The organism is Treponema sp. Marseille-Q3903, from assembly GCF_014334335.1.
GTDB lineage: Bacteria > Spirochaetota > Spirochaetia > Treponematales > Treponemataceae > Treponema_D.
In genome coordinates, this window is the sequence record NZ_JACSEU010000001.1 from 945,081 (window position 1) to 958,775 (window position 13,695).

Annotated in this window: 12 protein-coding genes; 6 read left to right on the plus strand and 6 right to left on the minus strand. The window is 37.9% G+C overall.

Annotation, left to right across the window (positions count from 1 at the left end):
* Positions 1 to 12: 12 nt before the first annotated feature.
* The 5 genes from H9I37_RS04320 to H9I37_RS04340 form a co-directional block, all read right to left on the minus strand.
* Entirely contained in the window at positions 13 to 447 is a 435-nt protein-coding gene (locus tag H9I37_RS04320) for a single-stranded DNA-binding protein (protein WP_187381238.1), read from the minus strand.
* Positions 448 to 598: 151 nt separating this feature from the next.
* On the minus strand, positions 599 to 2,494 hold the full coding sequence (locus H9I37_RS04325) for a hypothetical protein (protein WP_187381239.1): 1,896 nt from the start codon (positions 2,492 to 2,494) through the stop codon (positions 599 to 601).
* Positions 2,495 to 2,546: 52 nt separating this feature from the next.
* Positions 2,547 to 3,383 carry a DUF4097 family beta strand repeat-containing protein gene (locus tag H9I37_RS04330; protein ID WP_187381240.1) on the minus strand — a complete coding sequence of 279 codons (837 nt, stop codon included), beginning with the start codon at positions 3,381 to 3,383 and terminating at the stop codon, positions 2,547 to 2,549.
* Positions 3,384 to 3,402: 19 nt separating this feature from the next.
* Complete coding sequence (locus tag H9I37_RS04335) at positions 3,403 to 4,365, minus strand: permease prefix domain 1-containing protein (RefSeq protein WP_187381241.1); 963 nt, start codon at positions 4,363 to 4,365, stop codon at positions 3,403 to 3,405.
* Between the two features lie 9 nt (positions 4,366 to 4,374).
* Positions 4,375 to 4,704 (minus strand): PadR family transcriptional regulator, encoded by a 330-nt coding sequence (locus tag H9I37_RS04340; RefSeq protein ID WP_187381242.1) that lies wholly within the window; start codon positions 4,702 to 4,704, stop codon positions 4,375 to 4,377.
* Positions 4,705 to 5,039: 335 nt separating this feature from the next.
* On the opposite strand from H9I37_RS04340, the gene hisC reads away from it, so the two are divergent.
* The 3 genes from hisC to H9I37_RS04355 are packed head-to-tail and all read left to right on the plus strand — an operon-like array spanning position 5,040 to position 7,903.
* Positions 5,040 to 6,197 carry a histidinol-phosphate transaminase gene (gene hisC / locus H9I37_RS04345; protein WP_187381243.1) on the plus strand — a complete coding sequence of 386 codons (1,158 nt, stop codon included), beginning with the start codon at positions 5,040 to 5,042 and terminating at the stop codon, positions 6,195 to 6,197.
* Between the two features lie 15 nt (positions 6,198 to 6,212).
* Complete coding sequence (locus H9I37_RS04350; protein ID WP_187381244.1) at positions 6,213 to 6,905, plus strand: metallophosphoesterase; 693 nt, start codon at positions 6,213 to 6,215, stop codon at positions 6,903 to 6,905.
* Positions 6,906 to 6,952: 47 nt separating this feature from the next.
* Positions 6,953 to 7,903, plus strand: a complete 951-nt coding sequence (locus tag H9I37_RS04355) for a formylglycine-generating enzyme family protein (RefSeq protein ID WP_222864179.1) — start codon at positions 6,953 to 6,955, stop codon at positions 7,901 to 7,903.
* On the opposite strand, the gene H9I37_RS04360 is transcribed toward H9I37_RS04355, so the two are convergent.
* Positions 7,904 to 8,956: a magnesium transporter CorA family protein gene (locus H9I37_RS04360; protein WP_187381245.1), complete on the minus strand. Its 1,053-nt coding sequence runs from the start codon at positions 8,954 to 8,956 to the stop codon at positions 7,904 to 7,906. It lies immediately after the preceding gene.
* Positions 8,957 to 9,271: 315 nt separating this feature from the next.
* On the opposite strand from H9I37_RS04360, the gene H9I37_RS04365 reads away from it, so the two are divergent.
* The 3 genes from H9I37_RS04365 to H9I37_RS04375 are packed head-to-tail and all read left to right on the plus strand — an operon-like array spanning position 9,272 to position 13,687.
* Positions 9,272 to 11,290, plus strand: coding sequence for a type II secretion system protein GspD (locus tag H9I37_RS04365; RefSeq protein WP_255422552.1), 2,019 nt, complete (start codon positions 9,272 to 9,274; stop codon positions 11,288 to 11,290).
* A 26-nt stretch (positions 11,291 to 11,316) separates the two neighbouring features.
* Complete coding sequence (locus H9I37_RS04370) at positions 11,317 to 12,831, plus strand: GspE/PulE family protein (RefSeq protein WP_187381247.1); 1,515 nt, start codon at positions 11,317 to 11,319, stop codon at positions 12,829 to 12,831.
* Positions 12,800 to 13,687, plus strand: coding sequence for a type II secretion system F family protein (locus tag H9I37_RS04375; protein WP_187381248.1), 888 nt, complete (start codon positions 12,800 to 12,802; stop codon positions 13,685 to 13,687). The genes H9I37_RS04370 and H9I37_RS04375 overlap by 32 nt, the downstream gene beginning before the upstream one ends.
* The last annotated feature ends 8 nt before the right edge of the window (positions 13,688 to 13,695 follow it).

Consider the following 13,695-nt stretch of genomic DNA (forward strand, 5'->3'; position numbering starts at 1 on the left):
TGTTATTTTCATCTAAAATGCTACTTCTTCAGTCTCCTTTTCTTTTGTTGTAACTGCATGTGAAGGTGTTTCTGCAACTTCTGACTTTTTTGTTTCACTTTTTTCATAATCGGTTTTTGACATAGGTTTGAATTCTATGTGTTCTGCGACGACATAGACTCTGCTTGAGTTTTTCCCTTCCGAATTTTTCCAAGTGTCCTGTTTGAGCCGTCCAACAATGCGAATACCACGCCCTTTTGTGCTTTGCTTTGAGCAGTAGTCTGCAAGTTTTCCGTATGATTCAACATCAAAAAATGATACTTCTTCAACACCCTGATCATTTTTGTTTTTGTAGAAGCGGTTTACCGCAACTGACATTTTGTACACTTTGAATCCCTGTGACGGTTCTGTCAATGTTCCTTCTCTAACGAGATTTCCTTCCAAAATAATTGAGTTTAAGTTGTTCATAAATACACCCTCTTTTGTAATAAAATAATGATTCAGCCGGCCGGACTGTCGTGCAGAATAAATTTTATCTGCATTATAATATTTGCCGCAAAATGAGGTTTTTGACAAAAAAAGAGAAAAAAAATTAAATAAAATTACTGAATGTAAAAAATCAGTTAAAATTGCTTACAAGGCGAATCATGTACAGAATCACGTAATCTGTAAGAGATTTAGAATCTTTGATTTTCTGCATATTCGGAGTGTTTACAAGAGTTTTTGCAAGGTTTTCAACACGTTCTTTCGTAAAGCTCGTTGCCGAAAGTGTTTTTACAACTCGTCTTGTGTAATCGCGAATTAAAGCGTTTACATCTTCTGTAAGATTATTGTACGCTTCTTTTGATATCATCGTATTCCACTGTTTTATAAGATAATCGAGCTCTCTGTCCATCGTTGAGCCTTCAGGAACAAAATTATCTACAATACTTTTTGCTTGAGCCGCAAGCGCCTGAGTTTTTGTAAGTTGTTTGGCAGTCGTCTTTTGTTTTTCATCATCTTCCTGAACAACTTGCTGGACTTGTTTTGAAGTTTGTGAATCTGTTTTCTTCTTTGAGGCAAACAATGAGATAAACCATGAAATAACCGGAATCGTATAAAAAAACGGCAATCTCGATTTTGCGTTGGCAAGTATATTTGAGCTTTTCAGCATAAGGAGCGTGCTGTAAGGAAGAAGATGTCCGTCGATAAACAAATTGAAGCTGTCAAAATCATCTGTATCTTTTTCATAAGAGAGAAGTGTCATAAAGTTTGCATTTAAAAGTGCATGCAAAATCGGAGAGTTGATCTCTATTAAATCGGCAAGCGCCTTTTCGAACATATCTTTATTTGTCATTTCCGGAAGTTTTTCAAACCCGAGAAGCGCGTTGTACCATTTATCTTCAAGCTGTCTTTCTACAGAATCGTGAGCTTCGTTACAAAGGCGAACGACAACTTGTATAACTTTCTGTTTGTAGACGTAATATCGTCTTCCTGAACTGATTTTAAAAACAAAAAGAGTTGGGAGCTGCGTCGTATCGCTTTCAGTCGTCATGCGCTGTAAAAACTCTTTTAGATCTTCCTCAGAATATTGTCCGTAAAGTAGACGACCGTTTTTATCTTGAAATTTCAGAATCTGATTCATTGAGTAAAAAAACGGCGGCTGTGCGAGCGAATGTTCCAGTTCTTTGAGCGCTTCTGAACGTTTGCGAGCTTCCTGAAATTTTTCTTTAAGATATGTGCTGTGAACTTCGAGGATGCTCACCGCTTGCAAAATGCTCGTATCTTCCTGAGTGCGATCCTGAATTTTCTCAAAATCCTGACGAATGTAATACAGCGTTTGATTCCAGATGTAATAATCATCGCCGTCAGAAAAATCTACAAACTGATAGTTTTCCGTGTCTACAAACTGAGTGTAAAAATTGCGGATTGAAATCTCTTTTGTAGGATTTGTGCTGCGGATTTTTTTCAGAAAATAATCGTGAAATTCTTCTTTTTTTAATATGCGGCGCACTTTTTTCTGCGCTGTATCGAGAAGAACTTTTAGCGGAACGCATGCCGGCAAAACCATTGAAGGAACGTCTTTAGGACAATCTATTATGTATAGAAGCGGAGATTTAGGATCTTCTGTTTCTGTTAAGTCTTTAATATGTTGATTTAAAGATTTTTTTTCGAGCACATTCAGTGGAAAGTTTTTTGGTAAGTCCGCTATTACAGGATACGGGATAGTTTCATTTTTCATTATCTCTTTGAATCTGTTTGCATAATTTACAGAGAAACTTGAAATTGAAACAATAGTCTTTTTGTTATTGACAGTTATCAGCGCAACAAGGTGTTTTTCGGAAAGTCCTTGAAGTTCCGCATTAACAGTATTTGTTGTGTCTGCGAGATATTTTACCAATTCAGCTTTTTCTTCTACATGATGCTCCGCATACTTTTTAATGTAAGTACAGAAATCACGCAGGTCAATAAATGGAGAATTTGATTTTTCCGCATAATGTCGGATGATAGAACTTAAGTTTGCAGATGTAGCCATATAGCATATTCTATACTATATAGCTACTTTTTGAAAGTTATTATTTATAGAATTATTTTATTTGTATTTCGCCGACATTTGTGTGCGCCGTAATTCTTTTATCGGTTTTTCCTCTCTGTGTGTATGAGCGGCTGCTGTTCTTTCCGCCAACGACGATTGTGCCTACATTTGTTGAAATATTCATATCATAATTTTCAATATCCTGAATCGGATTGATTATTATTTCGCCTACATTCGACTCGCAGTTGAGCTTATCAAATACAACATTATTGATTTTTACAGCACCGACATTTGTCTGAACACTGCAATCTTCTATATCGACATTTTTGATAACTATTTTTCCGACATTTGTGTTTACCATCACCGAATCGAGTGATTTTTCTTTTGGAATTGTCATTTCAACATAACAATTTTTGTTGCCCAATCCGCTGCGGCCAAATCCTTTTTGGCGAATATTCAATGTGTTGTCTTTTACTTCATAAACAGGAACTAAATAATCTCTGGATGTGCGATATTTAATTGAATAATCGTTGCCTCGACAGATTTTTACGCCCATTATTTTTGCATTCAGTTTGATGGAATTAAAACTGTTTAATTTTTCTTTTCCTGATTTTTTTCTGTATGAAAATCTGTTTTTGTTCCAGTCATTTGAGTCGTCTGCAAAATCATCATCGGAGTTTTCTGCAAAATCATCATCATCAAAAGCGTTATCAAAATCATAATCGAAATCATCGTCAAAATCTAAATTGAAATTTTGGGATTTTAGTTGATTGTATGCGCTCCCCAATTCTGAAATTAAATTATACCTGCCGATGTGATACCATGTTCCGGCAATTATACAACCGATTGTAAAAATGCTAATAATTGTAATAAATATTTTCTTTTTCATCTTTTTCTCCATTTTATATTTACACTTCCTCGCCATTCATAGCTTTGAGAATTATTTTTCCAACTCCGGCAACCGGCCAGATAAGCCACGAAATGTCCCATCGGAATGTCAAAAAACTGATACACAGGTATATGCAAAGCACAACAGACCAGTAGATGCTCATTATTGATTTTAGGTTTGGATTTTTGTATGAATCTGATTTTTTTGGTGCTTTGAATTCTGTAGCATTGTTGATGTTGATCAGATGGTCATAAATTTTTTTCATCTTTATTGAAGTTACAATTAGGTAAACTCCAACGCTGATAAAAATAAAAAAGAACGCTCCTTCAAGATTGTTTATAAATTCGTTTTCAAAACTGTCCAAAAAGACTGCCGGCACAAAACACAGCACACATAAAAGAACACCAAGTGAATATTTTATGCTGTATGTTGTTATAAATGCGCTTTTTCGTTCTTTTAACTGATCAATTGTGACAGAATCTATTGCGCATGGTTCATGTTTGATATATTTCCATTGTTCCATTGTGTTTGGAACGACAATAAAAAGAGCGATAGCGATCCCGAGCATTACGAACATTCCAAGAACGCCATATCTATCTCCAAAGTTTGCGCTGTGTGCTAAAATTGGGGGGATAAAACACATAATGCAAAGCGATATTGCAATAGTTGTCAGCCTGATAGCCTTAAACTTTGCTTCAATGTACTTGTTAACTTCTTCAAATGAAAGTTTATGACGGTTTATTTTGTCCTGCTTGTTCGAATAAAGGATATCCTCGATTCCAAGTGTTTTTGCAAGTTCGTCGAGATTTCCGAAATTCGAGATTACTTCGCCGACAGCTTCGTTTTCAGATTTGCCTTCTTTTATCAGCTCCGTGTATTTGTCTTCCATCATCTGAAGCAGTTCAGATTTTGCTTTTATAACTTTGTCTGTCAATGGCAAACCGCGGAACATCGAATCTAAATAACTTTTAATTGTTTCCATAATTTTCTCCTATTTTGCTATAAATTTTTCGATAACCTCTTTTGTGAGGTTCCACTCTTCACATTTTTCTTTGTAGTAGTTTCTGCCTTTGTCGGTGATACGGTAGTAAGTACGACGTTTGCCGTTTTCTGCATTTTTTGAATAAGATTCGACATAACCGTTTGTTTCCATTCGCGCAAATGCAGAATAAAGAGTTGTCTCTTTTATTATGTACTTTTCTTCCGAAACTTCCCTGATGTTTCTGGACAACTCGTATCCGTAAGAATCATTTTGCAGAAGCAGATACAAAATCATTGTGTCGTTATAACCGCGTATAACATCACTGCTGATTGTTATCATTCTTCCTCCTATAAAAACACCGCGTTAGCGGCAGCGCATGGATGCGCTGAATCAAAGTTTACGGAGCGCGACGCGCAAAGTAAACTTTAGTGGTAAAAATTACAAGGAAGTGATTTTTACCACACTCCTATAAAAACACCGCGTTAGCGGCAGCGCACGGATGCGCTGAATCAAAGTTTACGGAGCGCGACGCAACTCAGCGCTTTTTTCATCAGTCGTTACAACGATTATCGTGGTATTACGGCTGACGTAGTATAATATAATGCATCGACGTTGATATGTCAACAAAAATAAAAATAATTGAAAATTTACTTATAACAGACTAAAATACATATATGTTGATGTCAAAACGTATGAGTGGACTTCATCCTTATGTTCCCGGAGAGCAACCTAAAGACCGCGTCTATATAAAACTCAATGCAAATGAAAATCCTTATCCGCCGAGTGAATCAGTGCAGAATGCTGTGCTTGAATTTGTAAAAAATCATCCTGAGAAAATGGGGCTTTATCCCGATCCTGATTCTAATGAACTTCGTGCAGCGATTGCTGATATGTTAAATCAGTCAGGCGGCGTTTTATGCCGTGCAAAAATCGATGGTAAAAAAGTGCTTCCTTCTGATGAAGATAAGCTTGCGTTTACTGTTACTCCCGACATGATTTACTGCGGTAACGGCTCTGATGAAGTTCTTTCGTTTCTTTTTTACGCTTTTTTTGATTCTTCAAAGAAATTTGTCATGCCGGAATTTACGTACAGTTTTTATCCTGTTTACGCCGGTTTTTATGATATTCCGATAGACTGCGTCCCTCTAAAAGCGGACTGGTCGCTCGACACTTCTGAAATGATTAAGCGAGCCGCTCTAAATAATGGCGGAATAATTTTTGCAAATCCTAATGCTCCGACAGGAATCGGGCTTAAACGCAGCGATGTTCTACAGATGTTGAAAGCTGCAAATCAAGATGAAATCTTTGTCGTTGATGAAGCGTATGTAGATTTTGGCGGGGAGTCGTGCATCTCGCTTCTTTCAGATTTTAAAAATCTTGTGATTGTGCGCACGTTTTCTAAAAGTTTGTGCGGAGCAGGGCAAAGGCTCGGTTACATTGTTGCAAATCCTGAGCTCGTAAATATCGTCACAACTGTAAAAAACAGCGTCAATCATTTTCCAATCGACGCAATTGCGCAAGTAAGCGGAACTGCTGCCTGCCGAGATGTCGCATATTACGTAGACACATCGCGCCGCATTGTGCAGGAACGCGACAAGTTTTATGATTTTCTCAAAGAAAACGGATTTTTTGTCATCAAGAGCCAAACAAACTTTCTCTTTGCAAAACATCAAAAAATCGGTGGCGAAAAACTTTACAAAGCCGTAAAAGAAAACGGCATTTTGATACGTCATTTTGCAACAAAGGGAATTGAAGAATTTGTAAGAATCTCAATTGGAACGCCACATCAGATGGAAATGCTTGCTCAGGCGATTCTCAAGGCGATTAAATAAGCTGGAGGCTATGTTATGAAGATTTTAGTGATAAGCGACTTGCATGCACACAATGATGTTTTAGACAAGATGGACGAACAGTTCAAAGTTGCCGACGCCGTTGTCTTTGGCGGTGACTTTGCTGCGTGTTTTAAACCTGAAACTGGCAAAGAAGCGCTCAAAGCGCTTTGTTCAAAACATGATAATATCTTTGCAGTGCTCGGAAACTGTGATAATGAATCGTTTCTTGAAGATATTGAAAATCATGACATCAGCGTAGAAAATGCTCTTGTATTTCATGAAGGACTTGCGTTTGCAGGTGCCGGAGGCGGAACAAAGTTCACAGGCAAAACGGAGTTTGAACGCGAAGAAGATGAAATCCTCGCTGATTTTGATATTGTAAAAGACTCGATTGAACAGTCGGGAGACAAATCGTTGTGGAAAAATCTGATACTTGTAAGCCATAATCCGCCTGTTGCAGAAAAAATCGATTCTTTTGACGGAGTCCATCATGCCGGCAGCCAAAAATTCACTGATTTTATAAAAGAAAACAAACCGTTAGCAGTACTCTGCGGTCATATCCACGAGGGAACAGGGATTGAAAAAATTGGAGAAACTGTTGTTATAAATCCGGGCAGCCTTGGTGAAAAAGGAACTTACGCTTGGCTCATCATTGAAAAAGATGGAGACTGTTGGAAAGTTGTCTCAACTGAAATAAATCAGTTATAATGTAAACATGATATGTTTTAATTTAGAGATTTTTACGGGAGACGTGTTTGCTTAATCTTAAAAAAAATATTTTTACAGTTTTATTTCTCGGATTTGCGGCAGGATGTTCATTTGCTCAGATAGGTTTTTCTAGCATCAGCCTTGTAACTTTCAGAACAAAACTTTCATACACAATCGGTGAAGATACTCAGGCGTATACTGCAAAACGAGAGCTCAACCCTTTCTCAATAAACAAATACGAAACGACTTACGCACTGTGGTATTCTGTCAGAGTCAATGCGGAAAAAATCGGTTATTATTTTCAAAATCCTGGTCAGGGTGGTTCAAACGGCAAACGAGGAGCCCCCTCAACCGAATTAGATTATGCTCAGCCTGTCACAATGATAAACTGGTACGATGCTATTGTGTGGTGCAACGCTTTGAGTGAACTTCGCGGTAAGACTCCATGTTATGCCTACAACGGAGACGTATTGCGTGATTCAAGCGATACAGCTGCATGTGATTTGTGTGTGTGCAATTGGAAAGCTGATGGTTACAGACTTCCTTCCGAAGCTGAATGGGAATATGCTGCAAGGCGCACTAGAATGGGATTGCAGCGCGGAGATATGATAAGCGGTCAGCTTACTTCAGATCCTGAAGAAGGGCTTTTGTATGCGTGGTCATCAGAAAACGCAACATCTACTCACAATGTTGGGACTGCCGGTATTCCTTTTATTCCCGATGAAATATCTTACCCTGCTACAGGAAACGCAAACGGTGCAGGGCTTTACGATATGTGCGGGAACGTGCTTGAATTTTGTTGGGACTGGTTTTCTGACTATACATCTGATAATCAAACAGGTCCTGATGTAGGATTTGAACGAGTTAGCCGCGGTGGAAGCTGGTCTGAATATACGATGTTTTTGTATGCAGGTGACAGATACAGCTACGATCCAAACGAATTTTATAATTATATGGGATTTAGAATCTGCTGCACCGCACAGCTTTCTGAAGAATAATTATTTTTTTAATTTCTTTTCTTGAAGTTTTAAACGTCTTGCTTCTTGTCGAACTTTGCTTTTCTGTTTTCTAGACATTTTTCTGGCGTTTTTTATCGCTTTTATAGTATCTCTGTTGAAATTCAACAGCCATGTGCAGATAAATATCGAAACTACACAGAGAATCGTTGCCATAATCAACGGCCAGTAGCCTGGTAATTTATCAAAAGGCTGTCGAAAGTTCATTCCAAAATAACTTGTTACAAAAGTAGGAGCCATCATCACAAGGTTGATTATAGCGAGTTTTTTCATCACAACGTTCAAGTTATTTGAGATTACAGAAGAGTACGCTTCCATGACGCCTAACAAAATGTTTGAATACGTATCGGCCATCTCAATAGCCTGACGATTGTCTATTTCAACACCTTCAACAAAGTCGATGTCGTCTTCGCCAAACTGGATAAGTTTTGTGCTCTTCATCTTCATAAAAAGCAGCGAATTGCTTTTGAGCGAAGTTGTAAAGTAAACAAGAGATTTTTCAAGCCCGAGCATGAGCATGATTTCTTTGTTTTCAATTTCAAGGCGCATCTCGTTTTGGATGCTGGTCGAGCGCCTGTTTATCTCTTTAAGATAACGCAAAAAATTTAAGTTTGCCCGATTCAAAATGTGAACAATAAATGATGGAAAGTCGTTTAGCCGCACGTTTCGTATTCTGTTTGAGCCGAAATCTCGCAAAACTTCACTGTCTGTCCAGCACATTGTGATGATTATCTTTCCTTTTATGATGATTCCGATTGGAAGCGTATAATAAAGTGTTTCCGCTGACGGATCGTAAACAGGAACACGGACAATTGTAAGAATATATCCGCTGTCACCTTCTTCAATACGAGACAGTTCATCAGGGTCAAGGATGTCTAATATGTGGTCTTGTTCAAGTTGATATTCTTCCTGCAAAAATGTAGTTTCGTCGCGGGTTACGCTGCGCGCATCGACCCAAACAGGAAGTGATTCGTCTATGTCGTCTTTTTTTGTTTTTTTGAATTGACCTTCAATCTGCTGCCAGTATGTAATCATGATTATACTCCGTAATATTTTTTAGATAGTGAGAAGCCTTTTGATCAACACTGATTTTGATGTTCTGTCAGAAAATGATAATCAAGAGACTTTTTGTTTTTGTCAACGAATGTATGGGATAACTCGACCCACCGTCCATGGTTGCCTCCTGATAAAAATAAATATCAAATGATATTTACGTTATTTTAATGAATAAGGAGAGGTTTTGCAATGATAAATAAAAATTTAAATTTTAGCAAAATCTTATCGGAAATTTTGTCAAAAATCGTATTCTGCGGCAAATAGTATTGTGGAGGTTAAAATATTTTGAGGCAGATGTTTTTTTCCGGTTGCGGAAAGTTTAAAAAGCTTGTGTTCTTTGTTCTGATTTTGGTGTTTGATTTTTTTTGTGTGGTTGCGAACGACGGATACTATAGTTGGGATTTTTCTGATTGCGATATTAAGGATATTCTTTTTGCCGTTTCAATTGACACCGGGATTTCCATAGTTCCTGATGATACTGTAAGCGGTAAAGGTAGCTTAAAGTTTGCAGGGAAAGAATTTGATGCTGCTTTTGAAGCGTTTTTGAAATCGGAGAGATTGTTTGTGAGCCGAGAACGTGATGTCTGGACTGTGAGCCGTTACTCACTTAGGAAAGAAAGGAATCTGTTATATTTAGATGTATGCGATTTGACTCCTGTTCAGGTTGTTGAGAAATTATCAAAATCGATTAAAGGTGTGTTGACGTTTGATTCGTTGCCTGCTCAGAGGATTTCTGTTCATTTTTCAGGAATTACTGAGGAGAATTTGGTTGAAAGTTTGGCTAAACAGATAGGTGGATACACTGTTGTGCGCGGAGAACTTGGATATCATCTTGCGAAGAAAAATGAAAATAGACGTGTCGAATTTGGCGGTTCTGTTCTAGTTGAAAAAATAGATGACGGTTTTTCTGTTGACTTGAGAGAATGTAGTTTTACTGAAGTTGTCGAAAGGTTGTTTGAAATTGAAAAATTCAATGGAACTGATGTCAGTTTTTGTTTACTAGGTTGTAGTGATGCGAAAATTCAGAGATCTGTTTTTATTGGAGAAAATTTTTCGGATACTTTAAAAAAATTATGTTTACAAGCGGGCTGCAATTATGTATTTGAAGGTGATTTATTTTATTTTTTTGCAGATAGCAACTCAAAATCGGAAATCATCTCGGGTACAAGAAACTGGAGAAAATTTCAATTACGGTATACAAAGCCTCAGGATATTTTTTCCTTCATTTTTAAGAGGGTTGGAAAACTTGAAACAATTGCGCTTCCTGATGAAACTGCATTTTTGTGTTGCGCAAGCGAAAAAGAAAGTCTGGAAATTCAAAACTTATTATCTGAAGTGGACGTAAAGCAGTCTGTTTATCTTGTAAATCTGAAATACATAAAACCGTGCGAGCTTGTTGAACATCTTCCGCCTTGCGTCGAAAAAAATGCGCTTTTTTTTGCTGATGACAACAATTCGCTGTATTTTAGGGGAACCGAAGAAGCGTATAAAAATATGTGTTCTCAGATAGAGCTTTGTGACCGTCCTGTAAAACGTCTGACGTATGATTTGCTTATCTTGCAATATGATGAAACGGGCTGCAACACATGGAGCTCATCGTTTGATTGTAAAAGGGTTTCTGCCGGAGATAAAAATAATATTTCCGTAGTTTTAGGTTCTGTGACAAGTTTTAACTTAAATATTGTGACTTCATTTGGGCTTGTGTTTGCAGCAGAACTTCAAAGTTCGATTGAGGAAAACAAAACTAAAGTCTTTGCTGACACAACTCTTCACGGAGTTTCAGGAAAGCAGATCAGTTTTCAAAATACAAATACTTACAGATACAGGGATAATAATGTCGATCCTCAAACCGGAAAACCTGTTTATTCGGGTGTAACAAGGGAAATATCGTCCGGTATAAAACTTGACGTGCTCGGTTGGGTAAGCGGTGACAATCAGATTACTAGCAGGGTGACTGCATCAGTTTCAAGACAGGGTACCGATATGTCTGCACAGACAGGAAACCCGCCGCCTACTTCTGAAAAAATTCTTACGACGGAAGTTTGCGGAAAGAGCGGGGAACCTGTTGTCTTAAGCGGTTTATTTCAGACTGCTGACAGTTTGCAGCAAAAGAGGACGCCTTTTCTTTCAAAAATTCCAATAATTGGGCAGCTGTTTAAATCGAAAAAGCAGACAAATGAACAGAGCCAAATGGTTATCTATCTTGTTCCGCACCTTGACAATCAGAAAGCTGAAAAAAATGAGCAGAATTTTACAGAAGAATGGGCTAAAGAGCGAATTGAAAACTTGATTGAAATAATTGATGAAAAGTAAAAAAGACGGAGATTTAGGAGGCAAAGATGAGTGATTTTATTTTTAAGCTGACACCGGCGTACTGTCTCTACAATGGAGTTGCGGTCAAAGAGCAGCATGGATGTAAAATTTTTTTTATAATCGAAAATTTTGAAAACGAAATCCTGAAAAACAGTTTAAGGCGTGCATTCGACAGATATCTTGAAGATATTCTTTTGATAGACGGTTGTCCCTCTGAATATCAAGGTTTTTCTCAGATTGATTTTGTAGAAGGGAAACGCGAAGAGATAAGAAATTATGTTTCGGGGCTTTTCAAATCGAATGGCGAAAATCTGCCGTCTTTACAAGAAAATGATAACAACAGTGACGAGGCTGCGGCTGTCATTCTTTTGGAGAGCATTTTGTCTGAAGCGAGAAAGGAAAATGCGACAGATATCCATATCGAAAAAAATTGTGTCAAATTTCGGATAAATGGAATGTTGAAAACCCATGTCAGCTTGCTTCCTGAAAAAACTGTTGAACTTGTTCAGCGAATAAAACTTCTTGCCGGAATGAATGTCCTTGAAAAACGAAAAAGTCAGGACGGACATTTTGTTCACGGGAATTCCAATCCTCTTTTTTTGCGTGTTTCGACAATTCCTGTCATTGGGAAAGAATATTCGGGAGATGAATCGCTTGTGATTCGTCTACTAGATACCGCAAGAGTTCCTCTCGCAATAGACTCTCTTGGTTTTAATCAGACGCAGATGGAAAAAATAAAAATGCTTGAAGGATACAAATGCGGACTTGTTGTCGTCTGCGGACCCACAGGATCCGGAAAATCTACGACAGTTGCATCAATTCTGCTTGAAATTCAAAAGAAAATGTGCGGGCAATTAAAGATTATCAGCCTTGAAGATCCTCCTGAATATGTGATTCCCGGCGTTTCACAGATTCACGCCGGCAGTCAGGAAAACGGAGATAAATGTTCTTTTTCGGAATCGCTTGACCATATTTTCAGGCAAGACCCTGACGTAATCATGATTGGCGAGATAAGAGATGAGACGAGCGCAAACGCAGCGTTGAGGGCGGCACTGACAGGGCATCTTGTTTTTGCGACGCTTCACACGGGCAGCGCTGCCGAATCGATTTTGCGTCTGGAAAATCTAGGATTAGACAGGGACATTTTGGCGTCTGTATTGCAGGGGGTAATCTGTCAAGAGCTGAACTATTTTGATGAAAAAGTCAGGCTCTACGCAGATATTGCAATACCAAATTCGCGGTTTATAAAATCTATCTCAGTTACAAAAGATGAAGATTCAATTGATCAGCTGATGGAGCATTTTACAAATTATTCTGAAATCTTTGACAGAACTCTCGCTGTTTTGACAGGCAGAAATCAATTTTCGCAAGAAAATGCAGTTGAGTTGGAAGCGGGCGAGCCGATCGTTCTCGAGCAAAATGCCATTGTTGAGAAAAAATCAGTGTCTGCTTCAAAAACTAATGTTGAAATTGAAAAACAGCTGTGGAAAAGCAAAAGAGGAGCGCAGCGTGAAAGGAAAATTCACAAGAGAATTGTATGAACTTTATGCAAAGCAAAACATTGGACTTGCAGAATGCTTGCGTATCATCAGTCATAAGCCGGGCAGAAAAAAAGATTTTGTAAAAAAAACTGCTGAATATCTTCATAAATCGCTGGAAGATGGGAATTTTTTATCGAACGCTATGAAAACGTGCCCTTATTTTGATTTCGACGATATCTATATTTCTTTCATCAGAATTGCGGAGAAGACAGGAAAGTTTAAAGAAACAATCAGATACCTTATGAAGAAAATAGAACGTCAAGATGAAAGTCGAAATAAAGTTTTCGGCGCTATCATTTATCCGATTTTTGTCGTCGTTATCTCGGTTGTCGCATGTGTCTTTGTCTGTGCATATCTGAAAAAAGGAAGCATCGCTGATGTGTTTTGTTACGTTGCGATTTTATCAGGAGCCTGTATTTTAATGCTTTTGATGATTGTCAAGTTTATTGGAGAAAACAAAACTTATGAGGCATTTCTCGCTGCCGATTTTCTGGTCAAAGCCGGATGCGGTATTTCTGCGGCAGTCGAATGTGCTGCCGGAATTGTTGGAAACAATACAAAAACCGGAAGGATTTTTAAGACTGCTAAAGAAAAACTTGAATATGGCTTTGATTTAAAAAGAGCTTTTTGTACCGATGGCAATTTTTCCGACGCTTTTTATTATGCAGATATTTCAGGAAATCAAACAGATGTTTTTGAAAAGATTGCAATTTATCTGAATCAAAAAGATGAGAAAAAGAGAAAAGTTTGCCTTGTTTTGATTGAACCTGTTTTTATCTTGGTCACAGGTGTTTTTCTGTTTTCACTGATTTTAAAATTTATGGTTCCGTATTTGACGGATTTTAATTGGGTTTAAGGAGGTTT

Bases quoted from the DNA above. Each gene is read 5' to 3' on its own strand.
- H9I37_RS04365 (WP_255422552.1), top strand. From the start codon at position 9,272: ATGTTTTTTTCCGGTTGCGGAAAGTTTAAAAAGCTTGTGTTCTTTGTT.
- H9I37_RS04340 (WP_187381242.1), bottom strand. From the start codon at position 4,704: ATGATAACAATCAGCAGTGATGTTATACGCGGTTATAACGACACAATG.
- H9I37_RS04350 (WP_187381244.1), top strand. From the start codon at position 6,213: ATGAAGATTTTAGTGATAAGCGACTTGCATGCACACAATGATGTTTTA.
- H9I37_RS04335 (WP_187381241.1), bottom strand. From the start codon at position 4,365: ATGGAAACAATTAAAAGTTATTTAGATTCGATGTTCCGCGGTTTGCCA.
- H9I37_RS04325 (WP_187381239.1), bottom strand. From the start codon at position 2,494: ATGGCTACATCTGCAAACTTAAGTTCTATCATCCGACATTATGCGGAA.
- H9I37_RS04370 (WP_187381247.1), top strand. From the start codon at position 11,317: ATGAGTGATTTTATTTTTAAGCTGACACCGGCGTACTGTCTCTACAAT.
- hisC (WP_187381243.1), top strand. From the start codon at position 5,040: ATGTTGATGTCAAAACGTATGAGTGGACTTCATCCTTATGTTCCCGGA.
- H9I37_RS04360 (WP_187381245.1), bottom strand. From the start codon at position 8,956: ATGATTACATACTGGCAGCAGATTGAAGGTCAATTCAAAAAAACAAAA.
- H9I37_RS04320 (WP_187381238.1), bottom strand. From the start codon at position 447: ATGAACAACTTAAACTCAATTATTTTGGAAGGAAATCTCGTTAGAGAA.
- H9I37_RS04330 (WP_187381240.1), bottom strand. From the start codon at position 3,383: ATGAAAAAGAAAATATTTATTACAATTATTAGCATTTTTACAATCGGT.